Origin of the sequence: Rathayibacter sp. YIM 133350, from assembly GCF_037404875.1 — a bacterium.
Lineage (GTDB): Bacteria > Actinomycetota > Actinomycetes > Actinomycetales > Microbacteriaceae > Orlajensenia.
The window spans coordinates 154,737-177,815 of the sequence record NZ_JBBELO010000034.1 but is presented as its reverse complement, the minus strand read 5'-3'; the positions used below and the strand labels follow the sequence as shown (position 1 = coordinate 177,815).

The window sequence follows — 23,079 nt, the reverse complement described above, 5'->3', positions numbered from 1 at the left end:
CTCACGCCTTCGCCGTCACGTGGTCGGAGAGGGCCGGGATCACGGTCTCGCCGTAGACGCGCAGCGTCTCCTCCTTGTTGTCGTGCTGCAGGTAGCCGGCGAACTGGTCGACGCCGATGGCCCGCAGTTGCTCGAGCTTGGCAATGTGCTCGGCCGCGGTTCCGAGAAGGCAGAATCGGTCGACGATCTCGTCGGGCACGAACTCCGTGTGGGTGTTGCCCGCCCGGCCGTGCTCGTTGTAGTCGTAGTCCTGGCGGCCGCGGATGTAGTCGGTCAGCGCCTGCGGCACGGCGTCCGCACCCGAGCCCGTCGACGGACCGTACTTGGCGACGATGTCGGCGACATGGTTGCCCACCATTCCGCCGAACCAGCGGCACTGCTCGCGCATGTGCTCCCAGTCATCGCCGATGTACATCGGCGCGGCCACGCAGAACTTCACAGCCATCGGGTCACGCCCGGCGGCCTCGGCGGCCTCGCGCACCGTCTTGATCATCCACGCGGCGATGTCGACGTCGGCCAGCTGCAGGATGAAGCCGTCGCCGACCTCCCCGGCGAGCTTGAGCGCGAGGGGTCCGTAGGCGGCGACCCAAACATCCAGCTGGGAGCCCCGACTCCACGGGAACTGCAGGCTCGCCCCGTTGTACTCGACAGCCCGCGAATTGGCGAGCTCTCGGATGACATGGATGGACTCGCGCAGTTCGCGCATCGTGGTCGGCTTGCCGTTCGTCACGCGCACGGCGGAGTCGCCGCGACCGATGCCGCAGATGGTGCGGTTGCCGTACATCTCGTTCAGCGTCGCGAAGATGGATGCGGTGACGGTCCAGTCCCGCGTCGCCGGGTTGGTGACGAAGGGCCCCACCTTGACCTTGCGGGTCTCGGCGAGGATCTGGCTGTAGATCACGTACGGCTCCTGCCACAGCAGGTGCGAGTCGAAGGTCCACACGTGGGTGAAGCCGTGGTTCTCGGCCAGCTTCGCCAGCTGCACCGTGCGCGAGGCCGGCGGGTTGGTCTGCAGCACCGCTCCGAATTCCATCCGTCGTCCTCTCAGACCAGGTACTGGCTCAGGCCGCGCTTGACGTAGCGGCCATCGCCCTTAGTGCCGAGATAGCGGTTGTCGTCGACGATGACCTTGCCGCGCGAGATGACCGTGTCGACGTGACCGTCGATCTCGAAGCCCTCCCACGCCGAGTAGTCCATGTTCATGTGATGCGTCTTGCCGAGGCCGATCGAGGTGTGCCCGTTCGGGTCGTAGACGACCACGTCGCCGTCGGCGCCCGGTTGGATCACCCCCTTCTTGCCGTACATGCCGAACATGCGGGCAGGGGTGGTGCTCGTGAGCTCCACCCAGCGCTCGAGGGTGATCTGCCCGGTCACGACGCCCTGGTACATCAGGTCGATGCGGTGTTCCACGGAGCCGATGCCGTTGGGGATCTTCGAGAAGTCGCCGATTCCCATGTCTTTCTGGCCCTTCATGCAGAACGGGCAGTGGTCGGTGGAGACCATCTGGATGTCGTTGGTGCGCAGCGACTGCCACATGTGGTGCTGGTGGCCCTCGGCCTTGGAGCGCAGCGGTGTGGAGCAGACCCACTTTGCGCCCTCGAAGTCGCCCCACTGCTCACTGGATGCCCCGAGCTGGTCCTCGAGCGAGAGGTAGAGGTACTGCGGACAGGTCTCGCCGAAGATGTTGAGGCCCTTGTCACGAGCTGCGGCGATCTGCTCCACCGCCTGCTTGGCGCTCACGTGCACGACGTAGAGCGGAGCACCGGTGAGGTCGGCGATCATGATCGCCCGGTGGGTGGCCTCTTCCTCCGCCTGCCAGGGCCGGGTGAGCCCGTGGAAGTAGGGCGACGTGTTGCCCGCCTCGATGGCCTGCTTCACCAGAACGTCGATAATGGCGCCGTTCTCGGCGTGCATCATCATCATCGCGCCGTTCTGCGCTCCCTTCTGGAACGCCCGCAGGATCTGGCCGTCGTCGCTCAGGAAGACGCCCTTGTAGGCCATGAACAGCTTGAAGCTCGTCACCCCTTCTGCGATCAGCTCGTCCATCGCCGTGAGCGAGGAGTCCTGCACGTCGGAGAGGATCTGGTGGAAGCCGTAGTCGATGGCGCAGTTGCCGGCCGCCTTCTCGTGCCAGAGGTTGTACTGCTCGAGGATGTTCTGGTCGGGGTACTGCACGATGAAGTCCACGATCGACGTGGTTCCGCCGTGCGCGGCCGCCCGGGTTCCGGTCTCGAAGGTGTCGGAGGCGAAGGTGCCGCCGAACGGCATCTCCATGTGGGTGTGGGCGTCGATGCCGCCGGGAATGACGTACTTGCCGGTCGCGTCGACGACGGTGTCGACGGATGCCGCGACATCCGTTCCGAGAAGCCGGGAACCGGGCTCGAGCACCGCGACGATGCGTTCGCCGTCGATGAGCACGTCCGCCGCGCCGCGGCCGGTCGCGCTGACCACTGTTCCGCCGGTGATGAGGGTTGTTGCCATGTGCGATTCCTTAGGTCGTGTCGTTGCCTGCAGCCCCTGCGACAGGCGCAGAGAACGGATTCCGGGGACGGCTGCCGCTACGGCTGGGGAATGGCGGTGTACGAGTCGGGCCTGCGGTCCCGGTAGAACTGCCAGGTGTTGCGCACCTCGCGGATGAGGTCGAGGTCGAGGTCGCGGATGACGAGCTCCTCGTGCTGGTCCGACCCGTAATCGCCGACGAGGTTTCCCCTTGGATCGACGAACTGGCTCGAGCCGTAGAAGCTCACGGCGAGGTCGCCGTACTCGTTGTCCTCCTTGCCCACCCGGTTCGGGGCGGCGATGAAGTAGCCGTTGGCCGCGGCCGCGGCGGGCTGCTCGATCTGCCAGAGCCGGTTCGAGAGGGCGGGCTTGGTCGCGTTCGGGTTGAAGACGATCTGGGCGCCGTTCAGGCCGAGCTCACGCCAGCCCTCGGGGAAGTGCCTGTCGTAGCAGATGTACACGCCGATCTTGCCCACGGCCGTGTCGAACACGGGGTAGCCGAGGTTGCCGGGGCGGAAGTAGAACTTCTCCCAGAACTTGTCGAGGTTCGGGATGTGGTGCTTGCGGTACTTGCCCAGGATGCTGCCGTCGGCATCCACCACCACGGCCGTGTTGTAGTACACGCCCGGCTGCTCCTCCTCGTAGATCGGCAGGATCATCACGAGGCCGAGCTCCTTGGCCAGCGCGGCGAAGCGCTGCACGACGGGTCCGTCGGCGGGTTCGGCGTAGTCGTAGTACTTGGCGTCTTCGGTGATGCCGAAGTAGGGGCCGTAGAACAGCTCTTGGAAGCAGATGACCTCGGCGCCCTGCTCCTTGGCGTCTCGGGCGAACTGCTCATGCTTGGCGATCATCGATTCCTTGTCGCCCGTCCACGTGGTCTGGGTGATCGCTGCGCGAACCACAGTCATACCGGGGGTCTCCTCACGAGATCAGCCGGCGTTGGCATCCGTTTCGCAACATCACCAACGCCGAGGGGTTGAGCCGAACTTCCGAGCCTCGTCGCCCGTTCTGTTATTGTTCGGCGTGAACATTTCTCTTTTGTTTCACTGTGTGACGTACGTGTAAGTCATTGTGACCACCCCTCCGAGAGGAGGCAAGAGGCATGCAGGGTGGAATCGTGCAGATCGACGCCCAGAGTCCTCCCGAGATCGCGGCCGCCCTGGCTCGACTCATCCACGACGGCCAGCTCGCTCCCGGCGATCGGCTGCCGACGGTGCGCCAAATGGCAGCCGACCTCGGAGTGAGTCCGGCCACCGTCAGCCAGGCCTGGCAGGCGCTCGCTCGCGCCGGACTCATCGTCTCTCGCGGCCGCGCCGGTTCCTTCGTGCGCAGCACGGATGCGCCCTGGCTGCCGCCGCGCACCAAGGGGCTGGCGGGATACGTCGGCGAGCTGCGGCTCGACCTCTCGCGCGGAACCCCCGACCCGCAGCTGCTCCCCGAACTCGAGCGGGCGCTCACCCGCGTCTCGGCCATCGCCGAGACGCCGAGCTACCACGACCTGCCCGTCATCCCCGAACTCGAGCGCGTGCTGCGTGCGGCCTGGCCCTCGACGGTGGAGGCACTCACCGTGGTCGACGGCGCGCTCGACGCGATCTCGCGATCACTCGACGCCGTCGTGCGATTCGGGGATCGCGTGATCGTGGAGTCGCCGGGGTTCCCGCACTTCTTCGACCTGCTCGACGCTCTCGGAGCGGTGCGCGTGCCCGTCGCCCTCGACCAGCAGGGCATCACGCCGTCGTCGCTGAGGGATGCGCTCGGGAGCCGGCCGGCCGCGCTGCTGTTGCAGCCGCGCGCCCAGAATCCGACCGGGGTCTCGATGACGGCGGACCGGGCGCGCGAACTGGCGCGTGTCATCCGGTCGCATCCGAACGGCGAGCGACTCATCGTGCTCGAAGACGATCACTCCGGGCAGATCGCGGTGGCTGCGGACGTGAGCCTCGCCGAGTACCTGCCCGAACAGGTGCTGCACGTGCGCAGCTTCTCGAAGTCGCACGGACCCGACCTGCGCATTGCCGCGCTCGGCGGACCGGCGGCGATCCTCGACCGCATCGTGGCCCGCCGCATGCTCGGACCGGGCTGGACCAGCCGCATGGTGCAGCGCATCGTCTACGACCTGCTCACCGACGGGCAGTCGATGGCCGAAGTCGCCGAGGCCAGGCGGCAGTACCACGCGCGGCAGCGTGCGCTCGCGAGCGCCCTCGAGGGCTGGGGACTGAAGCCGGGCCGTTCCGACGGCATCAACACCTGGGTCGCGGTGGCCGACGAGCGCTCGGCGCTCGTGCAGCTGGCCGCCGCCGGCATCCGAGTGGCGCCGGGTACGCCCTTCTTCGCGACGGATGCCGGTGCGCCGCAGTTCGTGCGCGTGACGGTGGGCATGGTGCGCGACGAGGCCGTCGAGGTCGCCGCGGCCCTTGCGGCCGCGGCCCTGCCGCATCCGGCGGGGGTGCACTCGCTCGAGCAGCGCTGGGTTTAGCGCCGCCCGAGCGAGCATCGTGCGGCGGGAGTCAGGCCGCGATCACCGCGTCTTCCTCCGTGAAGGGGATCGCCTCGTCGGCCAGGCGACGCTTGCGCACGCTCCACGTGTGCGTGATGACGACGAGCGTGATGCCCGCCGCCGCCCACAGCGCCAGACGCAGGCCGTCGAAGCCGAACTGGCGGCCCGGGAAGTAGAGCAGCGACTGCACAGCGTCGATCCAGGCGGCACCATTCCAGAACGAATTCAGGCCCGAGAAGAGCGCCGGCTGCATCGGCTGGGCGAAGATGCCACCACAACTGGTGATGTTCAGCATCACGAACAAGAACGTGAGCGTCGGGGTGGTCCACTTGCCGAGCACCGGGTGCAGCCCGACGCCGATGCTGATGATGCCGAACACGTAGAGCCAGGCCATGAGGCCGATCGGCCACTGCTGGGCGGTCACGACGTTGAAGATGGGGCCGGCGACGATGAGGCCGATTCCCGCGATCACGCCGGAGACGATGGCGGCAACGGCGAACCGCCAGAGCACCTTCATCGCGACGGTGGCCGCGGCGACCGCAATCGCACTGGCGTAGCCGCCAATGGTGAGGGCGACCATGAGGAAGAACAGGCCCTGCCCCGTGGCGTCGCCGCTGCCGACCGGCACGACGTCATCGATCTGCAACGGAAGGTTCTGCTGGTACGCGATGGGCAGGAACAGCTTCTGGGTGACCTCCGCTGTCGTGGCCGAAGCGGCGGTGGCGACGATGAGCGTGGCGTGCGTCCCGTCGTTCTCGTACGCGGCGCTGATATCGCGATCGCGCACCTGGCGTTCTGCGGTGGCGTGATCGGCGACCGTCTTCACGTCGAGCTTGTCGGGAGCCTTGTCGTTCAGCATCTGCGCGAACACCTTGGCCTCGGGCCCTTGCCCCACGACCGCCACCGGCAAATTGTGCGGACTCGGAGCATGGAACGCGCCGAGGTAGGCGAGCGCCATGCCCGTTGCGAGGAACAGCGGGATGACGATGTGCGACACGAGTGCCTTCCACGACGACCACGACGGAACGGCGAGGCGCTGGGCGAGCGTGGGTGCGGCGGCGCGGCGCACGGAGGCGAGCGGTGTTGTGCGGTGATTCGACATGCGTTCCTAGTGATCTGCGATATCTGCGTGTTGTGTGAGGCAACATTCTCGCACGGCCGGATGAACGGCTGCTGAGCGCAGTATCGTGAGCCCGTGACGGATGCACGGCGCGCGCAGACCGACCGAGTGCAGCAGGAGCTGACCACCCTCTCACGACGGGGGAACGCGCGCTCCCGCCGCATGAGGGAGGGCCTCTCAGAGACCGACCATTCGGTGCTGGTCTACCTGGCCGAGCATCCGGGGTGTCGCGGAGCGGACCTCGCCGAGCATTTCCGCATGAACCGGTCGACCATTTCGCGGCAGGTGAGCGCCCTCGTCGACCAGGGACTCATCGAGATCTCCCCTGCCGTGGGCCACAGTCGCTCCCTGGACCTCTCCGAGCAGGGCCGGGATCTCCTGGCGCGCGGCTCACTCGAGCTGGGCGCCGTGCTGCAGGCCCGGATGGCTCGCTGGAGCGTGGCCGAGATCGCCGCGTTCGCCGAGGCGCTCACCCGCTTCAACGACGAGGGGCGCCAGAACGGCGCCACAACGCAGGAGGACGAAACGTGACCACCCTTCCCCCGATCGACGACGTCGCGAGCTGGTTGCGCGCGCAGCCCTCGCTCATCGGCCGCGCGCTGGCCCTCGACCTCACCACGCTCCCCGACGACCCGGTCGAACTGTTCCTGCGCTGGCTCGGTGAGGCCGTTCGCGCCGGCGTCGCCGAGCCGCATGCGGTGACCTTGGCGACCGTCGATGCCGACGGCCTGCCCGATGCCCGCACCCTGGTGCTCAAGGACGTGGACGAGCGGGGCTGGGCCGTCGCCGGCCAGCGCTCCTCGCACAAGGGAAACCAACTCGCGGCCCAGCCCGCGGCCGCCCTGAACTTCTGGTGGCAGCCCCTCGTGCGTGCGGTGCGGCTGCGCGGCGCCGCCGTGGAAGCCAGCCGGGAGGAGAGCGAGGCCGACCTCGCCGCCCGTTCCACCTCCGCCCGCGAGGGGATCGCCCCAGAGGACTGGGTGCGCTGGCGCATCGAACCCGTGCGCGTGGAGTTCTGGCAGGGCTCACCCGATCGGCGGCACACCCGCATCGTGTACGAACGCACCGGCACGGCCTGGTCGCGGAACGTGCTCGGCGGGGAAGGCGCCCTCGGCGCGGCATAGCGCTGCGACGCAGCCCGGCTGCCGGACCTGGGGGTCGCATCCGCCGTCATCGGCGCATGACGCGGCTGCTCGGCGTATTGTTGGCTGTGACCGCCGGTTCGATTTGACCGGATGCGCCGGCTTGGACTTGAGCCGCTGGTCGCCCGCTCACCGCTCACCCAGCGAATGGCCCCTGGGTGTCGTTCTCTGATCGGGCACGCCCGCTCGTCCCCTGCCTGCACCCTTCCGGAGGTTCCGTGATCCGCCGTTCCCTGCTTCTCGCGTCGATCGCCGTCGCATCCGTCGCCGCACTCTCGGGATGCGCGGGCGCGGCGACCGCCGACGCGCCGACCGCCTCGTCGAAGATGGCCGCGGACTCGGGGTTCCCGCTGACCGTCGACAACTGCGGAACGAAGGTGACCTTCGCCGAGCCGCCCCGGCGGGTGCTGACGATCAAGTCGACGACGCTCGAGACCATGCTCGCGCTCGGGCTGCAGAAGCGCGTCGTGGGCACGGCGTTCACCGACGGGCCTGTCGCCGACGCGTGGGCGGATGCCGCGAAGGGCATCCCGTCGCTGTCCGACCAGGTTCCCGGGCAGGAGGCGACGCTGGCTGCGCAGCCCGACCTCGTCTATGCGGGCTGGGAGTCGAACGTGACGGCCGAGGGCGCCGGCGATCGCGCGACGCTGGGCTCCCTCGGCGTCAACACCTACGTGGCCCCGAGTGCCTGCAAAGAGGCCGGCTACAAGCCCGACCCCCTCACCTTCGACGACGTGTTCGGCGAGATCGACGAGGCCGGGGCGATCTTCGGGGTGCCGGATGCGGCATCCGCTCTCGTGAAGCAGCAGAAGGCGCAGTTGGCCGCCATCACGCCGAGCACGAGCGGCCTCAGCGCGCTCTGGTACAGCTCGGGCACCGACACTCCGTACGTGGGAGCGGGCATCGGGGCTCCCGCGATGATGATGAAGGCCGCCGGGCTGAAGAACGTGGCCGCCGACGTGCATGACACCTGGTCGAGCCTCGGCTGGGAGTCGATCGTCGCCGACGATCCCGATGTCATCGTGCTCATCGATGCCACCTGGAACACGGCGGCATCCAAGATCGCCAACCTCGAGGCCAATCCCGCGACCGCCGCGATGACGGCCGTGAAGCAGCACCGCTACGTCACCATCCCGTTCCCGGCGGGTGAGGCCGGCGTGCGCAATGTCGAGGCTGTCGCGTCCATCGTGGACCAGGTGAAGAAGCTGGGCCTGTAGAGATGCCGCCGCTGAACCATTTCGTCGCCGTTGAGCCGCTGCAGGCGGATCAACGGCGAGCAAATGGTTCAACGGCGGATGCCGGTGCGGATGCTGTCGGCCGTGGCGCAACCCGCGGCGGGCGCAGGCGCGGACCGGCCCCGCTCTGGGGCGCCGTTCTCGTCGTGCTGCTGGTCGCATCCGTCGTCGCGGCCGTCGCCATCGGACCGGCCGGGCTCACCCCGGCCGATGTGTGGAACAGCGTGCTCGCCCACCTTGGCGTCGGCAAGCCGACGCTCCCCGCGCTGCGCGACGGCATCGTGTGGCAGCTCCGGATGCCGCGCGTGCTGACCGCCGCCGCAGTCGGAGCCGGCCTCGCCCTCTGCGGCGTGATCATGCAGGCGGTCACCCGCAACCCGCTCGCCGACCCGTACCTGCTCGGGCTCTCGTCGGGCGCATCCGTCGGCGCCGTGATCGTGGTGGTGCTCGGCTGGGCGATCGCGCTGCCCGTCGCCGCATTCGCCGGGGCGCTGCTCGCGCTCGTCGCGACGCTGGGGCTCGCCGGCTCGGGCGGACGCATCACCCCGACGCGCACCGTGCTCGCGGGACTCGCCGTCTCGAGCGTCTTCGGTGCCGTGACGAGCCTCATCATCTTCTGGAGCGCAACCGGCGACAGTTACCGCGAGATTCTCAACTGGCTGCTCGGGTCGCTCGCGGGCGCGCGCTGGTCGTCGGTGGCCGTCACCGTCGCCGCCCTCGTGGTCGTCGGCATCCCGCTGCTGGCGAGCGCTCGATCCCTCGACGCCTTCGCCTTCGGAGACACCACGGCGAGCGCTCTCGGCGTGCACGTGAACCGCACTCGCTGGCTGCTGCTCGGCGGAACGGCGGTGCTCACGGGTGTGCTCGTGTCGGTCTCGGGCGCGATCGGGTTCGTCGGGCTCATCCTTCCCCATGCCGTGCGGCTGCTGACGGGCCCGGGACACCGGGCGCTGCTGCCGCTCTCGGCGCTGGCCGGAGCGCTCTTCCTCGTGTGGGCAGACACGGCCGCTCGCACGCTCTTCGACCCTCGCGAGCTGCCCGTCGGCATCCTCACCGCCCTCGTCGGCGGCCCGGTCTTCTCGCTGCTGATGCTGCGCTCGCGGAGAATCTCGTGAGCCTGGACCTGCAGCGCGTTCGCTTCGGCCGCGACGGCCGGCTCATCATCGACAACATCGACTGCACGCTCCCGCGCGGCTCACTCGGGGCGCTCGTCGGGCCGAACGGCGCCGGCAAGTCCACGTTGCTGCACCTCATCGCCGCCGTCGAGGCTCCGGATGCCGGCTCGCTCGCCTTCGACGGACGCTCACTCACGGCGATGCGCCGTCGCGATCGCGCTCGGGTCGTCGCCCTCGCCGAGCAGCAGAGCGACACCGAACTCGACCTCTCGGTCTTCGATGTGGTGATGCTCGGCCGCACTCCGCACCTCGGTCGGTTCGCGAGCGCATCCGCCCACGACGAGGCCGTCGTAAGGCGCAGCCTCGAAGACGTGGGAGCGACCGCGCTGAGCGAGCGCCGTTTCCACACGCTCTCGGGCGGCGAGCGCCAGCGGGTGACGCTCGCCCGTGCACTCGCCCAGGAGCCGGCGCTGCTGCTGGCCGACGAGCCCACGAACCACCTCGACATCCGCGCGCAGCTCGCAGCGCTCGGCCTGCTCGCCGAGCTGGCCCGCGGCGGCATCACCGTGCTCACCGCACTCCACGACCTGACGCACGCCGCCGCGTACGCCGACCACGTGATCGTGCTCGCACAGGGTCGGGTCGTCGCCGCCGGGAATCCCGCCGAGGTGCTCACGCCGCAGCTCATCCGCGAGGTGTACGGCGTGGATGCCGCGGTGCTGCCGCATCCACTCACGGGGCGACCGCTGCTCGCCTTCGCCGAGGCGCGGCCCGCGGGATCGGACGCCGGTTCCTTGGCGGAGACGGCACTGAATCCCGCACCCCTGGACGCAACCTCGTGACGCCGCGCATCTCACCGTGGTATGCGCGCGCGCCTGGTGCACGGCACGGTCGCGCGCTGGCGACGCCGCTACGAACCCGATGAGGAGAACCACGCATGACGCAGAAGATCACGGTGCTCGCGGGCGGTGTGGGCGGGGCACGCTTCACGCGCGGCCTGCTGCGGGCGGTGCCAGAGGCATCCGTCACCGTCGTGGCGAACACGGGCGACGACATGTGGCTCACGGGCCTGCGGGTGTGTCCCGACCTCGACTCGCTCATGTACACGCTCGGCGGGGTGTCCGACGACGAGCGCGGCTGGGGACGCCGTGACGAGAGTGAGCGCGTGAGCGCGGAACTGACCGCGTACGGGGTCGGGTGGCCATGGTTCACCCTGGGCGACCTCGATCTCGGCACCCACATCGCGCGCACGTCGATGTTGCGCGACGGGCTGCCGTTGAGCACTGTGACCGAGCGGCTGAGCGCCCGTTACGACCTGGGGGTCACCCTGCTTCCCGCGACGGATGACGAGGTCGAGACGCGCGTTCGGCTCGCGGTGCAGGATGCTCAGCCGGGCGAGGGCCGCGAGGGTGCGGTCGCGCCTGTGCAGACCGAAGAGGTGCACTTCGAGGAATGGTGGGTGCGGTACCGCGCCGGCCGCGCTGCCCTCGGCTTCCGGCAGACGAACGTCGAAACGGCGCGTCCCGCGCCGGGCGTTCTCGAGGCGATCGCCCAGGCCGACGTCGTGCTGCTGGCTCCCTCGAACCCCGTCGTCTCCATCGGCACGATCCTCGGCATCCCGGGAATCGCCGACGCGGTGCGTGCGACCGCGGCACCGGTCGTGGGCGTCTCGCCGATCATCGGCGGCGCAGTCGTGCGCGGCATGGCGGATGCCTGCCTCAGCGCCATCGGAGTCGAGACCTCCGCCCTCGCGGTCGGACGCCACTACGGCGCACGCCGCAGCGGCGGCCTGATCGACGCCTGGCTGGTGGACTCCGTCGACGCGGAAGCCGCCGAGGCGCTCGCGGCCGACAGCATCCGCTCGCGGTCACGCCCGCTGTGGTTCACCTCGGTCGATGAGACCGCCGCGATCGCCCGTGACGCTCTGGCCCTCGCCGCCCCCTGACGCCCTCTCGACCCCCGACCGAAAAGCGAGGACATCCCGAAAAGCGAGGCGATCCTGCGCAACCCGCCGCCTGAGCGCGCCGTTTAAGCGGCGTGGCGCTCATAAAGACCTCGCTTTTCGGCTCGGGTCGCCCGCCCCCATGAGGAACCGGATGGCGCTCGACGCGACACGCGACGGCAACTCGTGCCCGCCGTCGAAGATGTCGACTGCGCAGAGCCCCGGCGCAAACGCCCCCACGACAGCTTCGACCCCGGCCAGCGGGAACAAGGGATCGTGTAGGCCCGCGGAAAGAAACATGGGCCGTTCGATGGCTCTCGCGAGAAGGGGCGTGTCGCCCGCGGCGGCGAGACCGGGCACGAACCACGCGGGGTTGTGGGCGATGTGGTGCTCCGCGAACGAGGCGAGGGTGCCCGCTCCGCAACTGACGACACCCGCCCTCAGCCGAGAGTCGGCAGCGAGGTTGAACAGGGCGACCTGCCCTCCGAGCGAGTGACCCATCACGCTGACACCGGCTGCGCCGGCAATCTCCGCCAGGAGCCACGTGGTCAGGGTCGCTATGTCGCGTGTGTGCTTGGACTGGAGGCTGTCCCCGGGCGCGACGCGGTGCAGCGCGTCGCGCTGTTCATCGTCAGTAGGCCGAGCCGACCACCGCCGCTGGCGCTCTTCGAAGCCCACCAGGTCGGGAATCAGTGCAACGACGCCATGCTGAGCAAGCCGAAGTCCGTACGCCATCGACGGGTCTCCGCGGATGCCTGCCACCTCGCTCTTACCCAAGGAGAAGTCGCCCGCGTGCTGATGGATCGCGATGACGCACGGGCCCGTGGCGTCGGAGGGAAGCAGGAGAAGACACGGAATCGTGTCGCCATCCCCTGACACGATCTCAACGCGATCCCAACCGATTCCACCCTGGCTCCGTAGCGGATCGCGTTGGACCCTTCTCGGCCGGTATGCCTCCAGGGCGCCAAGGGCGAGGAGTTCGTTGACGATGCGTCGGGACTCCGCGGGCGTGGTCACCTCGTGACGCTACCGCGGGTGGCCACTGAATACCCGGCGTCGAAGGCGACGGGCTGGCCGGGACAGCCCGTCTTCGATACGCGCGTTCCCGATCCCCGCACCGTGATACGGACTCAGGAGTCGTGCATCCGGGATCTGAGCACGTCGAATTCACAGCCGGGCGAGTCGGGATCGAAGCCGTGCTCGATGAGCCAGCGCGACGCCACCAGGCTCCGCAGCGACCACCATCCGCGGATCACGTCTCGATCCGCGTCGGGGCCGTAGCCGGCGTCTCCGACTCTAGGTCGTAGATTTGGCGAATGAGCGATAGTGCATCGACGAAGCTGGCTCTCGTCACCGGTGTCGGTCGGCGTCGTTCGATCGGGAGCGCTCTCGCGGTCGGGTTGGCACGGGATGGATGGAATCTCGCGCTCAACTACTGGCGCCCGTACGACGATCGCCTGGGATACGACCACGGCATCGCGGACCCCGAGGAGGTCGCCGAGGAGTGCCGCGCGTTGGGAGTCGCCGTTGAGCTGCTGCCCGCCGATCTGAGCGACCCGTCGGCGCCCGCACGACTGGTTCGCGCTGCCGCGGAACTCGGGCCAGTGACGGGCCTCGTCATGTCGCATTGCGAGTCGGTGGACAGTTCCATTCTCACGACCGATCTCGACAGCTGGGACCGCCACTTCGCAGTGAACGCACGAGCGGTGTGGCTTCTCATCAAAGCGTTCGCGGAGCAACTGCCGACCGACGTCGAACCCGGGGTTGTGGGAGGTCGCATCGTCGCGCTGACGAGTGACCACACCGCCCACAACCTTCCCTACGGCGCGAGCAAAGGTGCCCTCGACCGCATCGTCGTCGCGGCGGCCGCGGAGCTGGCGCCTCGCGGCGTCCGTGCGAACGTCGTGAACCCCGGTCCCATCGACACGGGCTGGATGACCGACGCTGTGCGCGACGCGGGCGTGGCCTCCACAGCCGCCGGCCGGTTGGGCACCGGCGAGGACGCCGCGAACCTGGTGCGATTCCTGTTCTCCGACTCAGGCGCCTGGCTGAACGGCCAGGTGCTGTACAGCAACGGCGGATTCCACCTCGGCTGAGGTTCGAACGGGGTATCGCCCGGCGAGCTCGAGCATCGGATGCTCAGTCCGCGCCGCCAGAACCACCTCGTGCCCCTGCTCCAGCACGTACGCAGCGAGGTCGCGGCCGAGCCCGCTGGAGGCACCCGTAATCAACCACGTGGGAGTGCTGCGCATGATCTTCTCCATCTTCGATTCAGCGAGCCGTACGACAGCCGACGCGACCCTCAGAGTCCGGCAGCGATCTTCGAGGCACCGGCCGCGAGCGGAGCTGCGACCATGACCGTGTAACTCGAGGCCTCGACCGTTCCGATGCTGGAGAAGTCGCGGCTACCGCGGGTGAGGGCGTGTGCGATCGCGCCGTACAGTGCTCCAGCCACGGCGCCGACGGCGAGTCCGGCGAGGATGGCGACGACCCAGACGAGCCCCGACGAGAAGAACGTCAGAAAAGCGCCGGCGAATGCACCGAACCATGCACCGCTGGCTGCGGCCTTTCCGGCCGCTTTCGCCACGGTCAGGCGCCCGGTGACCTGCTCGACGGAGTGGAGATCTTTGCCGACGATGCGCACTTGCGATACGTCGAACCGAGCGTCGGACAACCTGTCGACGAGCGTCTGCGCCGAGTTGTAGTCGGCGAATTGCGCCAGATCCGTGTACGCGAAAGCCTGATCCGTGTTTGACATTCTTGTCACCGAGTTTCTTCGAGGAGGAGTTCCGCCGGCGCCTGATGCCGCCGAAACGTTGCTCCACCCACCCTTCCCGGCACGGGCACTTACGAGCGCCAGTCACAGCCACTGGCCGTCCCCGGGGAATTGCACCGGCCACCGGCGTCATCGACGTGGACGTTCGTGGAGACGGCGCGCGTTCGCGCGTTCGCATCCGGCCCGTCGGAGCGTCAGGGGCGGACGCGAACCCTGTGTCCTTCGAAGGTGACGATGTCGCCGAGCTTCAGCTGGCGTCCTCGCCGACGATCGACCTCGCCATTCACGGCCACCTCGCCATTGACGATGGCCTCTTTCACCTCTCCACCGGAGTCGAGGAGCCCGGCGAACTTCAGGAACTGTCCCAGGCGAATCTCCCCGCCGCCGATCGAGACGTCGTCGATGGGATCCGGCTTGCTCATCCCCGAATGCTAGTCGAATGGTGCCAGCCCAGTGTCGGCCCCCCACGCGAGCGGCGAACGGACGCCTCTGGATGCCGAGGAGCGCGACCGAGCGGCCCGTACCGCCTCAGCACAGGTCCCGCGAACGCGGTCGACGACATCGGTGAGCGCGACGGGGTCATTCGCGACGGTCGCGAGGATCTGGTCGATCTCGCCGAGGCCCGCTCGCTCGAAGAGCCGCTTCTCGTTCGTTACCCAGACGCCTTCAGCCGCAAGCACGGCATGCGCCGAGCAGGTCGCAGCTCGCGCCAGGAGTCCGATGCACTGGGTCAACCGACCCGCGGTCGCGTGATAGCTGCGGGCATAGTGGAACTCCGCCTGCGCCTGCTCCCACCACACCTCGGGAGCGCGTTTGCGTAGGGCTGCCGGGTACACGACGTCGGGAAGCCGGCCGACCAGCACCCGGTTGGCTGCGAGTTCGGCCATCACCGCATACGACGGGAAGCCTGCCAGATGGAACCACAGCGGCTCCGTCGCGAAGCGGCCCTCACGTGCGGACGCGATCACGCGATCAACGACATCCAAGTCCCGATAATGCACGTCGCTCGCGCGACCCTCGATCTCCAGCCACGCCCCGCCGTTGAAGACCGTGTCTGGCACCGAGCTCCAGCTCCCGAGGTCGCCGACGGTCCCGGGCCAGCCGATGTCCCGCAGCGACTGAGGATCGAAGTGGCCCCGGTAGTAGATCGAGAAGTCCCAATCACTATCGGTCCGATGCGTGCCCTCGGCCCGGGACCCGCCGAGGGACACTGCCTCCACGCCCGGCAACGCTCCCAACCGGGCGCCGACATAGCGTACGAAGGCATCGTCATCCACAGCCCCACGCTAGTAGGAACCCGCCCGCGCTCCCCTTGCCATCCCAACCCGGCCCCGGTCTCCGTTGCGCCACTTCGCGGTCCCTTGCGCCAGATCATCTGACGCAAGGGGCAAGAAGGTGGCGCAACAGCGCAACAGGTGGCGACGGGAGTGAGCTACCTCTCCGCATCCGCGCCTGCCGAGGCGGGCACGGATGCCACGCCGAGTTCCGCGAGCCGGCGATCGACCGCAGGGGTGAAGGCGTCGGCCCAGATGCGGTAGCCGCGATCATTCGGATGGAAGAGGTCGCCCGCGAACTGCGTCGTCACTCCCCACAGCCCCTGCCGCTTGGTGCGTTCGTGCAGCGGCACCACTTCGAGGCCGAACTCGGCCGCAGCGGCGCGCAGGATGCGGTTGGCTTCAAGCACCTTCTTCTCGCCCGGCAGAAAGTAGAAGCTCGGCAGGTCGGCGACGATCGCGTGGCTCGGCACCGCGGCGAGGACTCGCCGGATCTCACGGCCGAAGCGGTCGGCATCCCAGGCCGCGATGTCGTTGGCACCGATGCAGACGGTGACGATGTCGGGGTTCAGTTTGGCCAGCCGCGGAAGCTCGGAGTCGATCGCGATGCGCACCGTGGCACCCGAGATGCCCAGGTTGGTCACGCGCAGCGGCTTCGAGATGCGCGAGCGGATGCGACGGGCGATGAACCCGACGTAGCTGTGCGCCGGACGGCTGGCCCCGATACCCTGAGCCGCCGAATCACCGATCGCCACGTAGAGCAGTTCACCGTGCTTCGCCGACTGGTCGCGCCAGTACTTCGAATTGACCGGGATGGACTCGGCGAGCGCCGCCTTCCAGTGGTGCTGACGGCGAGCCAGCCACCACGCCCAGCCGCCCACCCCTCCGGCAGCGGCGACAACGGATGCGCCCACGGCAGCGACAGTCTTGACCCCCATGGTCTTACTCGCCGCCGAACGCCGCCGCATCCTGAGGACGCAGCCGCAGGATGACGCGCTCGCGCTTCTCGGGCTTGCGGTTGAACAGGTTCTCCATGAAGAGCACGACCGGGAACTCGAGCCCGTACTTGCGGCGGAACAGCGGCACCGCATCCTCGTGGCTTCCCGGTGCTGCGCGCACGGTGGCGGCCATCGGAACCGGCTGGACGGCCTCGTTCACCTTGCCGAACCGGTTGCAGGGCCGCAGAGCGGCACGGCCGTTGTTGCGCACGCGCTTGACCTTGCCCGTTCCGGGGTCGGTGGTCACGAGCAGGTCGTCGCCCTCGCGGACGACCCACACCGGGGTCGCGACGCGGGTGCCGTCTTTGCGGTAGGTGGAGAGCTCCACGAAGCGGCTGTCGGCGAGTTCGGTGAAGGTAGGAGTCACGGTGGCGATCGTAGGCGAACCGAGAACGCAATCCCTGTGGGTGCGCGGGGGTTGACACCGTCCGAAACTGCGGGCTCGGCAATACGTACCCGACGCGAGGGCGGCGGAGGCGCTCAGCGCGCGAGCCCCGCCAGCGCCGCGGCGGTGCGCGGCCCCACGCCCAGGGCGACCGCCTCGTCGAGCGCCGCTGGAACGTCGACGTCGCGGCGCACGGATACTCCCGCTTCCAGCCGCCGATGCCCGAGCGCCTCGTGCGCCGCCGCAGACCCTTCGCCGAATCGGGGTTCGAGCGCCTCGCCGGCGACCGCCGTCAGGAGCGTCGTTCCCGTGCCCTCGGCATCCGGAACGAACGCCCGCTCGAGGCGCGCCGCCCCCGTGAGCGCCGTCCCCAACTCGTCGGGGCGCAGCGCGGGCAGGTCGCCGAGCAGAACGGCGACGCCGCTGTCGGATGCCGCGGCCTCGGCCTCGGCCGCGCGGATGCCGAGCCTGATCGCGGCGTTCAGCCCCCGCTTCTCCACCTCGGGCACCACCGTCACGCCCTCCGGCCAGTCACCGGATGCGGCGGTCACCACGAACACGCGATCCACGGCCGGGCACGCCAGGGCCGCGGCCACGGTGTCCTGCCCGAACGCGAGGCCGAGTTCTGCCCGCGCCGCGGACGAGAGCTCCGCACCCAGCCGACTCTTCGCCTGAAGAGTGCCCTTGACGGGAACGACGACGCTCCAGCCGCCGCTCACTTCTCGGGCAGCGCCCGCAGCCGCGGCGCCAGGTCGCGTTCGAACAGGCTCAGGAAGCGCCGCTGGTCCTCACCCGGTGCATGGAAGATGAGGTGGTTGAAGCCGGCGTCGACGTACTTCGCGATCTCGGCAACGGTCTCGTCGGGGTCGGTGCCGACGATCCAGCGCTGGGCGATCTGCTCGATCGGCAGCGCATCCGCCGCCTTCTCCATCTCGATGGGGTCGTGGATGCTGGACTTCTGCTCGGCGGACAGCGAGAGGGGCGACCAGAATCGGGTGTTCTCGAGCGCCGCCTCCTCCGTCTCCTCATAGGAGAGCTTGATCTCGATCATGCGATCGAGGTTCTCGTAGGAGCGACCGGCCGCCTCCACGCCCTCCTTCACGGCGGGAACCAGCTTCTCCGTGTAGAGGTCCCAGCCCTTGCCCGAGGTGCAGATGAAGCCGTCGCCGGCCCGACCGGCGTACTTGGCGACGGTGGGACCGCCGGCTGCGATGTAGACCGGCACGCCGCCCTCGGGCACGTCGTAGATGGAGGCGCGGTGCGTGGAGTAGTACTCGCCCTCGAAGTCGACACGGTCGCCCTTCCAGAGTTCGCGCATCAGCCGCACCGACTCGCGCAGCCGGGCGAAGCGCTCCTTGAAGTCGGGCCAGTCCTGCTCCCCTGCTCCGCGGAATCCCGTCGCGATTTCGTTGAGCGCCTCGCCTGTGCCGAAGCCGGCGATGACGCGCCCCGGGTACAGGCATCCGAGCGTGGCGAACGCCTGGGCGATCACGGCCGGGTTGTAGCGGAAGGTCGGGGTCATGACCGAGGTGCCCACGCGCAGTGTGGAGGTGCGCTCGCCGACGGCGGCCATCCAGGCGAGCGAGAAGGGGGCGTGGCCGCCCTCGTGACGCCACGGCTGGAAGTGATCGCTCGCGAACGCCGATTCGAACCCGTGCTTCTCGGCCTCGACGGCCAGTTCGACGAGCTCGCGAGGGCCGAACTGCTCGGCCGATGCCTTGTATCCGAGTGTGAGGGTCATCAGGCGCCTTTCGTGGGGATGGTCATGATCCGACGGCCTCCTGCTGGCCCTCGGCGAAGCCGTCGCGGTAGCCCTCGTCGTAGGCCTCGTCGCTGCCGGTGCGGAACATGTCCTGTTCCGCCGGTCGCACGATGCTCGCCGCCCCGGGCAGGTCGAGGTCGCCGACCAGCCGGCCGAGACCGCGCACGACGGCGACGGGGTTGCCGCTCGTCTTGCCCTTCACGAGGTCGCCCGCCGAGGCGAGCTCGTCGGCGACGCACGGCATCGTCACGGCGAGCGGCTTGCCGGCGTTGTCGAGGGTCCCCCGCAGGTCGTCGAACACGTGCACGCCGGCGGCGCCGATCGCGACATCCGTCTGGCCTTGCCGCCAGGCCCGGCCGAGCGTGTCGCTGATGATGACGCCGACGGACGCGCCGGTCAGCTCCCGCAGGCCCACGCACAGCGCGCGTGCAGAGCCGTCGGGGTCTATCGGCAACAGCAGCACGGTGCCGTCGGGAGTGTTCGAGGCATCCACCCCCGCTGCCGCCGCGATGATGCCCAGCCGGTTCTCGACGATTCGGGTCACGCCATTCGGGGTCACCCGGTGGGCGACGACGCGCACCGTCTCATCGGTGATGGCCTGCTCGCGGTCGGTCGCGGCGACGATGCGCCCCTCGGCCTTGGAGACGATCTTCGAGGTCACCACGAGGATGTCGCCGTCTTCGAGCTCGGCGCGCGACCCGATCAGGCCCACGAGGTCGTCACCGGCCGCGACCTCGGGAATGTCGTCGACAACACTCACAGAGAACATCGTCATCTCCTCACGGCTGGGAGCACATCGCGTCCGAAGACCTCGATCCACTCGCTCTGGTTGCGGCCCACGTTGTGCAGGTAGATGCGGTCGAAGCCGAGGTCCGCGTAGCGCTGGATGGCCGCGCGGTGCACGTCGGGATCGCTCGAGATCACCATGCGCCCCTCGAAGTCCTCCGCGCGCACGTGCCGGGCCATCTGCTCGAACTCGAAGGGGGAACGGATGTCGCCCTTCGGGAACTTCATGGCGCCGTTGGGCCAGAGGGTGAGCGCGTTGCGCATCGCCGCCTCATCCGTCGGCGCCCAGGAGAGATGCAGCTGCAGCACCTTGGGCATGCGCGAGGGATCTTTTCCGGCCTCGCGCGCGCCCAGGTCGAACTTGCCGAACAGGGCGTTGATCTTCTCGGCGGGCGCACCGACGGTGATGAGTCCGTCGGCGGTGCGGCCCGCGCGGCGGGCCGTGACCGGGCCACCGGCCGCGACGAGAATCTCGGGAGCCTGGGCCGGCATGGTCCACAGCCGGGTGGACTCGAGCTTGAAGTAGTGCCCGGCGTGCTTCACGTCGCGGCCGGCGAGCGAGGCCGAGAAGAGCTTCGAGATCAGCTCGATGGCCTCGAACATACGGTTGATGCGATCCGGCGCCTCGGGCCAGTAGCCGCCGACGACGTGCTCGTTCAGGGCCTCGCCCGATCCGATGCCGAGCCAATGCCGCCCCGGATACATCGCGGCGAGCGTCGCGGATGCCTGAGCCACCATCGCCGGATGCCACCGGAACGACGGCGCCGTCACCCCCGGTCCGATGTCGCCGCGTGTGCGCTCGGCAACGGCGGTGAGCACGTTCCAGACGAACGACGACTGGCCCTGCTGGGGAACCCACGGCTGGAACGTGTCGGTGGCCATGACGCCCGAGAAGCCGTGCTTCTCGGCGAGCGCCGCGGTCTCGACGGCCTCGGCGGGCGCGAACTGCTCGAGCATTGCCGCGTAGCCGAGCTGGAGGTCACCCACGCCTCCATCCTTGCACCGCCGGGCGCCTCGATCCCGCCGTCGTGCGCCGGCTCGCCTTCCAGGCTCTGCGTCTGGGCTCCCGTCAGAGCGCGCCGACCTCGAGCGGGAACATGAGCGGGGTGTGCAGCAGCACCGGATCTCGCTGCCCCGGCAGCGCACTCACGAACCGGTAGGTGAGCACCGTCTTCTCCCCCGGCCGCAGAGCCACCTGCAGGTTGTCGACGACGCCATCGCCGGCCGTCACCGACTGGTACGCCACGGCGGCACCGTCACGGTCCACTCCGCCGTCGAACGCTCCCAGCGGTGCATACAGTGCGAGGTTCGTGGCGATCTTGCCCGCGCGCACGCCGAAGATGCCGTTGCCCGTGACCGCAGCGGGAAGCGAGGCGGCCGCATCCGCCGGTGCAGTGTTGTGCAGCGTGACACGGATGCTGACGTCGGCCCGCCCGTCGACCCGCGTGATCGTGGCGCCAGCGGCGACGCCGATTTCGAGGTAGGGCGCCATCTTCCCGCCCGTCGCGTCGTTGAGGTAGAGCCCGTACGCCTGCGGGCCGGCGAGCCGTTGCGACGCGGCCAGGCCGCCGAGCGTTGTCGCGGCGATGCGCCGCTGTTCGGCATCATGCGCGCTCCAGAGCTGGATGCGGTTCTCCCCAGCGGCCTTCTCGAGCGAGGCGAGCAGGGCGGGCGGAGCAGCGCTTCCCGAGGTCACGGCGTCGAAGACGGCACGCGCCGCTTCGGCGAAGAACGCGTCCTGGTCGGCTCCGTCGGCGAAGCGCCGATAGCTCTGCACGAGGAGGGTGTCGACAGCGTTATCGGCGGTGAGGCTCGTGCCGTCCCCGACGGCGACGGGGCCGGTCGCCGCGAGAACGTACCCCAGCGCCACCGGGTCGAGCGCGATCACGCCGTCGAGCGTGCCGCCGAACCGCTGCTGCCAGAGACGCGCGGCCAGCGACGCGCTCTCGGCGAAGTCCGGCGTCATGGTGACGTCTTGGATGTAGTCGCCGGGCAGGCTGCCGTAGAGCGTCGTCTCCACCGCCGGAACCGCGAGGCCCGCCGGCGCGTCCAGCGGAAAGGCGCGCGAGTCCGCCTGCGCGAGAAGGCTCAGCACCCCGTCCTCGACGTGGATGAGCGCGAGCGCGCTCGGGATGCCGCCCCCACTGCGCACCTCCGCGTTGTTCTGGAACAGCAGCAGGTACGTGCGCGCGCCCTGGGCGCCGAGCATTCCTGGCGCGAGCGCGAGCGTTCCGTCGAGACCGTCGAGCACGCAGGCCGTCTTCGTGAGCGCGGTCTCGAACCGGTCGCATGCGCCCGAGATCGGGCCAACCAGCCCGGCGTGCGGCAAGATCCGTAGCCGATCGGATGCCCGCTCCACCGACTCGAGCGCTGCGTGCACGACCGGAGCGGCATCCGCGAGCGGCTGCAGGCGTATCCGCCCAGCCGCGGGAGTCAGCGCCGAGGGTCCGACCCGCCCGACGAGGTGGGCGAGCGGACCGATGGCGTCGCTCGCGACGGCGTGCAGCTGCTCGGCCAGCACGCGCACCGCGGCCAGGTTCGCCCCCACGGGCCCCAGCACCTCCGCCGCACGCCAGACGGGATCCGACGTCAGCGCGAGCGCCGCGGATGCGTGGCGCTGCAGTTGCGCGGCGGCCGCACTCGCGCCCGTCGCATCCGCCGAGGCGACGGCATGCTGCGCCTGCTGTCCCGCCACGACGGCCGCATCGAGTTCGCCCTTCGCCAGCCAGCCGCGCACTCCCAGCCACGCCGCAGCCGCGAGGACGACGATGCCGATGCCGACGAACGCGATCCCGACGACGGCACGCCGTCGTCGTCCCCGAGCAGGCACGCTACCGGGAGCGCGGACGGCGGCGCAGGGCGATGCCCACGCCGATGCCGATGCCGACGACGGCGACAGCCCCCGCCGGAAGCAGGAACGGATTGACCCCGGTCGATGAGAGGCCGCCTGCGGAGGGGATCGTGGTCGTCGACGAGGCCGCCACCATGGTCTTCGGCGGAGCCGACGCGCACGCGGGGGTCGCCGTGGGATAGCCGATCGGAACCGTCACCTCGGGGTTGACCGTGATGAGGGCGCTCGTCAGCGAGCGAGTCCAGCCGTAGTTCTCGTCGGTCTGCACCCAGCGCCCGCCCACCTGCTTCCATCCGGGCCAGCCGATCGCCGTGCCGTCGGCCGCGACGCTCGCGCCCGGCCAGATGATTCGTCCGGCGAGGTGCCCGTTCACGATCTCGCCGAGCAGCAGCTTGATGGACCGACCCCCCGCAGCCAGCGTGAGATAGGCGGTGTGGCTGGTCGCTTTGTCATCGGGGTCGACGAGCACCACGTCGTAGGTGATCCACGGCACGTCGCCATCGCACTCGCTCGCCACCACCGAACCGGCGAGCGACGGGTCGGCGGGTGGAGGACCCGGAACGTAGAGCTCGGCGTGGGCCGCGGCAGGGACGAGAACGAGGGCGCCTGCGAGCACGAGGGCAGCAGAAACGGCGCGGAGCAGCACAGTGGCCTCCGGGGTCGGATTCGGGTTCCGATGGGTCTCTTCGGGTGAAGACCG

Annotated in this window: 25 protein-coding genes; 8 read left to right on the top strand and 17 right to left on the bottom strand. The window is 69.4% G+C overall.

Features of this window, described 5'->3' with window-relative positions; translation table 11 throughout:
• Position 1 precedes the first annotated feature (1 nt).
• The 3 genes from WDJ51_RS13895 to WDJ51_RS13885 all read right to left on the bottom strand — a co-directional run bounded on the left by WDJ51_RS13895 (position 2) and on the right by WDJ51_RS13885 (position 3,407).
• Positions 2-1,033 (bottom strand): TIGR03842 family LLM class F420-dependent oxidoreductase, encoded by a 1,032-nt coding sequence (locus WDJ51_RS13895; protein ID WP_337853057.1) that lies wholly within the window; start codon positions 1,031-1,033, stop codon positions 2-4.
• Between the two features lie 11 nt (positions 1,034-1,044).
• Positions 1,045-2,481: a dihydropyrimidinase gene (gene hydA / locus WDJ51_RS13890; protein ID WP_337853056.1), complete on the bottom strand. Its 1,437-nt coding sequence runs from the start codon at positions 2,479-2,481 to the stop codon at positions 1,045-1,047.
• A gap of 77 nt (positions 2,482-2,558) precedes the next feature.
• Complete coding sequence (locus WDJ51_RS13885; RefSeq protein WP_337853055.1) at positions 2,559-3,407, bottom strand: nitrilase-related carbon-nitrogen hydrolase; 849 nt, start codon at positions 3,405-3,407, stop codon at positions 2,559-2,561.
• A gap of 194 nt (positions 3,408-3,601) precedes the next feature.
• Here WDJ51_RS13885 and WDJ51_RS13880 point away from each other — a divergent pair, with 194 nt between their 5' ends.
• On the top strand, positions 3,602-4,972 hold the full coding sequence (locus tag WDJ51_RS13880; RefSeq protein ID WP_337853054.1) for an aminotransferase-like domain-containing protein: 1,371 nt from the start codon (positions 3,602-3,604) through the stop codon (positions 4,970-4,972).
• A 31-nt stretch (positions 4,973-5,003) separates the two neighbouring features.
• Here the strand turns inward: WDJ51_RS13880 and WDJ51_RS13875 are convergent, their stop codons facing one another.
• Positions 5,004-6,095 (bottom strand): hypothetical protein, encoded by a 1,092-nt coding sequence (locus tag WDJ51_RS13875; RefSeq protein ID WP_337853053.1) that lies wholly within the window; start codon positions 6,093-6,095, stop codon positions 5,004-5,006.
• 93 nt (positions 6,096-6,188) lie between these two features.
• Here WDJ51_RS13875 and WDJ51_RS13870 point away from each other — a divergent pair, with 93 nt between their 5' ends.
• The 6 genes from WDJ51_RS13870 (at position 6,189) to cofD (ending at position 11,550) form a co-directional block, all read left to right on the top strand.
• Positions 6,189-6,644: a MarR family winged helix-turn-helix transcriptional regulator gene (locus WDJ51_RS13870; protein WP_337853052.1), complete on the top strand. Its 456-nt coding sequence runs from the start codon at positions 6,189-6,191 to the stop codon at positions 6,642-6,644.
• Positions 6,641-7,237, top strand: a complete 597-nt coding sequence (locus tag WDJ51_RS13865) for a pyridoxine/pyridoxamine 5'-phosphate oxidase (RefSeq protein ID WP_337853051.1) — start codon at positions 6,641-6,643, stop codon at positions 7,235-7,237. Before WDJ51_RS13870 ends, WDJ51_RS13865 begins: the two co-directional genes overlap by 4 nt.
• Before the next feature lie 236 nt (positions 7,238-7,473).
• Positions 7,474-8,472, top strand: a complete 999-nt coding sequence (locus WDJ51_RS13860; protein WP_337853050.1) for a putative F420-0 ABC transporter substrate-binding protein — start codon at positions 7,474-7,476, stop codon at positions 8,470-8,472.
• Between the two features lie 2 nt (positions 8,473-8,474).
• Complete coding sequence (locus tag WDJ51_RS13855) at positions 8,475-9,605, top strand: putative F420-0 ABC transporter permease subunit (RefSeq protein WP_337853049.1); 1,131 nt, start codon at positions 8,475-8,477, stop codon at positions 9,603-9,605.
• The gene (locus WDJ51_RS13850) at positions 9,602-10,447 is read left to right on the top strand and encodes an ABC transporter ATP-binding protein (RefSeq protein ID WP_337853048.1); all 846 of its coding nucleotides are present in this window, start codon (positions 9,602-9,604) and stop codon (positions 10,445-10,447) included. Before WDJ51_RS13855 ends, WDJ51_RS13850 begins: the two co-directional genes overlap by 4 nt.
• Before the next feature lie 95 nt (positions 10,448-10,542).
• Positions 10,543-11,550 carry a 2-phospho-L-lactate transferase gene (gene cofD / locus WDJ51_RS13845; RefSeq protein ID WP_337853047.1) on the top strand — a complete coding sequence of 336 codons (1,008 nt, stop codon included), beginning with the start codon at positions 10,543-10,545 and terminating at the stop codon, positions 11,548-11,550.
• 99 nt (positions 11,551-11,649) lie between these two features.
• On the opposite strand, the gene WDJ51_RS13840 is transcribed toward cofD, so the two are convergent.
• Positions 11,650-12,564 (bottom strand): dienelactone hydrolase family protein, encoded by a 915-nt coding sequence (locus tag WDJ51_RS13840; protein WP_337853046.1) that lies wholly within the window; start codon positions 12,562-12,564, stop codon positions 11,650-11,652.
• A 299-nt stretch (positions 12,565-12,863) separates the two neighbouring features.
• Between WDJ51_RS13840 and WDJ51_RS13835 the strand changes: the two genes are divergently transcribed.
• Positions 12,864-13,643 (top strand): SDR family oxidoreductase, encoded by a 780-nt coding sequence (locus WDJ51_RS13835; RefSeq protein ID WP_337853045.1) that lies wholly within the window; start codon positions 12,864-12,866, stop codon positions 13,641-13,643.
• Here WDJ51_RS13835 and WDJ51_RS13830 read toward each other — a convergent pair.
• From WDJ51_RS13830 to WDJ51_RS13775, 12 genes are all read right to left on the bottom strand, one after another.
• Positions 13,584-13,799 carry an SDR family NAD(P)-dependent oxidoreductase gene (locus WDJ51_RS13830; RefSeq protein ID WP_337853076.1) on the bottom strand — a complete coding sequence of 72 codons (216 nt, stop codon included), beginning with the start codon at positions 13,797-13,799 and terminating at the stop codon, positions 13,584-13,586. The two genes, WDJ51_RS13835 and WDJ51_RS13830, sit on opposite strands and share 60 nt — an antisense overlap.
• A 50-nt stretch (positions 13,800-13,849) precedes the next feature.
• Entirely contained in the window at positions 13,850-14,305 is a 456-nt protein-coding gene (locus tag WDJ51_RS13825; RefSeq protein WP_337853044.1) for a general stress protein, read from the bottom strand.
• Between the two features lie 212 nt (positions 14,306-14,517).
• Positions 14,518-14,745 (bottom strand): RNA-binding S4 domain-containing protein, encoded by a 228-nt coding sequence (locus WDJ51_RS13820; protein WP_337853043.1) that lies wholly within the window; start codon positions 14,743-14,745, stop codon positions 14,518-14,520.
• A 9-nt stretch (positions 14,746-14,754) separates the two neighbouring features.
• Complete coding sequence (locus WDJ51_RS13815; RefSeq protein WP_337853042.1) at positions 14,755-15,600, bottom strand: nucleotidyltransferase domain-containing protein; 846 nt, start codon at positions 15,598-15,600, stop codon at positions 14,755-14,757.
• Between the two features lie 155 nt (positions 15,601-15,755).
• Entirely contained in the window at positions 15,756-16,535 is a 780-nt protein-coding gene (locus tag WDJ51_RS13810) for an SGNH/GDSL hydrolase family protein (RefSeq protein WP_337853041.1), read from the bottom strand.
• A gap of 4 nt (positions 16,536-16,539) precedes the next feature.
• Positions 16,540-16,962 carry a PPOX class F420-dependent oxidoreductase gene (locus WDJ51_RS13805; RefSeq protein ID WP_337853040.1) on the bottom strand — a complete coding sequence of 141 codons (423 nt, stop codon included), beginning with the start codon at positions 16,960-16,962 and terminating at the stop codon, positions 16,540-16,542.
• Positions 16,963-17,075: 113 nt separating this feature from the next.
• Entirely contained in the window at positions 17,076-17,699 is a 624-nt protein-coding gene (gene cofC, locus WDJ51_RS13800) for a 2-phospho-L-lactate guanylyltransferase (RefSeq protein ID WP_337853039.1), read from the bottom strand.
• Complete coding sequence (gene fgd / locus WDJ51_RS13795) at positions 17,696-18,721, bottom strand: glucose-6-phosphate dehydrogenase (coenzyme-F420) (RefSeq protein ID WP_337853038.1); 1,026 nt, start codon at positions 18,719-18,721, stop codon at positions 17,696-17,698. Before fgd ends, cofC begins: the two co-directional genes overlap by 4 nt.
• Positions 18,722-18,743: 22 nt before the next feature.
• A complete protein-coding gene (cofE, locus tag WDJ51_RS13790; protein WP_337853037.1) occupies positions 18,744-19,517 on the bottom strand; it encodes a coenzyme F420-0:L-glutamate ligase in 774 nt (257 codons plus the stop codon).
• The gene (locus WDJ51_RS13785; RefSeq protein ID WP_337853075.1) at positions 19,514-20,485 is read right to left on the bottom strand and encodes a TIGR03557 family F420-dependent LLM class oxidoreductase; all 972 of its coding nucleotides are present in this window, start codon (positions 20,483-20,485) and stop codon (positions 19,514-19,516) included. The genes cofE and WDJ51_RS13785 overlap by 4 nt, the downstream gene beginning before the upstream one ends.
• A gap of 112 nt (positions 20,486-20,597) precedes the next feature.
• On the bottom strand, positions 20,598-22,358 hold the full coding sequence (locus WDJ51_RS13780; protein WP_337853036.1) for a DUF4012 domain-containing protein: 1,761 nt from the start codon (positions 22,356-22,358) through the stop codon (positions 20,598-20,600).
• Between the two features lies 1 nt (position 22,359).
• Entirely contained in the window at positions 22,360-23,025 is a 666-nt protein-coding gene (locus WDJ51_RS13775) for a cell wall protein (RefSeq protein WP_337853035.1), read from the bottom strand.
• Positions 23,026-23,079: the final 54 nt, after the last annotated feature.

Excerpts from the sequence above, each read along its gene's own strand:
- WDJ51_RS13895 (WP_337853057.1), bottom strand. The coding sequence starts at position 1,033 with ATGGAATTCGGAGCGGTGCTGCAGACCAACCCGCCGGCCTCGCGCACG.
- hydA (WP_337853056.1), bottom strand. The coding sequence starts at position 2,481 with ATGGCAACAACCCTCATCACCGGCGGAACAGTGGTCAGCGCGACCGGC.
- WDJ51_RS13885 (WP_337853055.1), bottom strand. The coding sequence starts at position 3,407 with ATGACTGTGGTTCGCGCAGCGATCACCCAGACCACGTGGACGGGCGAC.
- WDJ51_RS13880 (WP_337853054.1), top strand. The coding sequence starts at position 3,602 with ATGCAGGGTGGAATCGTGCAGATCGACGCCCAGAGTCCTCCCGAGATC.
- WDJ51_RS13875 (WP_337853053.1), bottom strand. The coding sequence starts at position 6,095 with ATGTCGAATCACCGCACAACACCGCTCGCCTCCGTGCGCCGCGCCGCC.
- WDJ51_RS13855 (WP_337853049.1), top strand. The coding sequence starts at position 8,475 with ATGCCGCCGCTGAACCATTTCGTCGCCGTTGAGCCGCTGCAGGCGGAT.
- cofD (WP_337853047.1), top strand. The coding sequence starts at position 10,543 with ATGACGCAGAAGATCACGGTGCTCGCGGGCGGTGTGGGCGGGGCACGC.
- WDJ51_RS13835 (WP_337853045.1), top strand. The coding sequence starts at position 12,864 with ATGAGCGATAGTGCATCGACGAAGCTGGCTCTCGTCACCGGTGTCGGT.
- WDJ51_RS13830 (WP_337853076.1), bottom strand. The coding sequence starts at position 13,799 with ATGCGCAGCACTCCCACGTGGTTGATTACGGGTGCCTCCAGCGGGCTC.
- WDJ51_RS13825 (WP_337853044.1), bottom strand. The coding sequence starts at position 14,305 with ATGTCAAACACGGATCAGGCTTTCGCGTACACGGATCTGGCGCAATTC.
- WDJ51_RS13820 (WP_337853043.1), bottom strand. The coding sequence starts at position 14,745 with ATGAGCAAGCCGGATCCCATCGACGACGTCTCGATCGGCGGCGGGGAG.
- WDJ51_RS13810 (WP_337853041.1), bottom strand. The coding sequence starts at position 16,535 with ATGGGGGTCAAGACTGTCGCTGCCGTGGGCGCATCCGTTGTCGCCGCT.
- fgd (WP_337853038.1), bottom strand. The coding sequence starts at position 18,721 with ATGACCCTCACACTCGGATACAAGGCATCGGCCGAGCAGTTCGGCCCT.
- cofE (WP_337853037.1), bottom strand. The coding sequence starts at position 19,517 with ATGACGATGTTCTCTGTGAGTGTTGTCGACGACATTCCCGAGGTCGCG.
- WDJ51_RS13785 (WP_337853075.1), bottom strand. The coding sequence starts at position 20,485 with ATGCTCGAGCAGTTCGCGCCCGCCGAGGCCGTCGAGACCGCGGCGCTC.